Below are 345 nucleotides of genomic sequence, written 5' to 3'. Positions count from 1 at the left end.
CGACCCAAAGCGGACGCTCATCGTGCCGAGTCTTGTCTTGAAGCAAGCCCAAGGGGAGGGCTCATGTTTCTCTGGTTGACGCCTGTTGTAGTGGCCGTCCTTCTGGGTGTTGTCTCGTTCCTGTCCAGGCGAGAACAGAAAGGTGCGCATAGTAACGAAGTGTTCACCATGTCGCGGTCGCTAATCATCAGCGTGTTGGCTGTGGCGTTGATTTGTCTTTGTATGGCCGGCGGCCTGTATTTCTATGGTGGTTCACGCCCGAAGAGCGACGCGTTAGTACCTCTAGTCATAGCCGCTGCGTCGGTATTGTGCTCTCTTGTTTGGAGCATCTACGTTGTACGCCTG

The 345-nt window shown here is 54.8% G+C and carries 1 protein-coding gene; it reads left to right on the top strand.

Annotated elements, in window-relative coordinates:
• Positions 1-63: 63 nt before the first annotated feature.
• Positions 64-345, top strand: a 282-nt coding sequence (locus tag AC1DMY_RS21130; protein ID WP_477166797.1) for a hypothetical protein, incomplete at its 3' end; no start/stop codon positions are given.

The organism is Dyella sp. 01L423 (genome assembly GCF_056399945.1).
The sequence above is the reverse complement of the archived record's forward strand: the minus strand, read 5'-3'. Positions and strand labels throughout refer to the sequence as shown.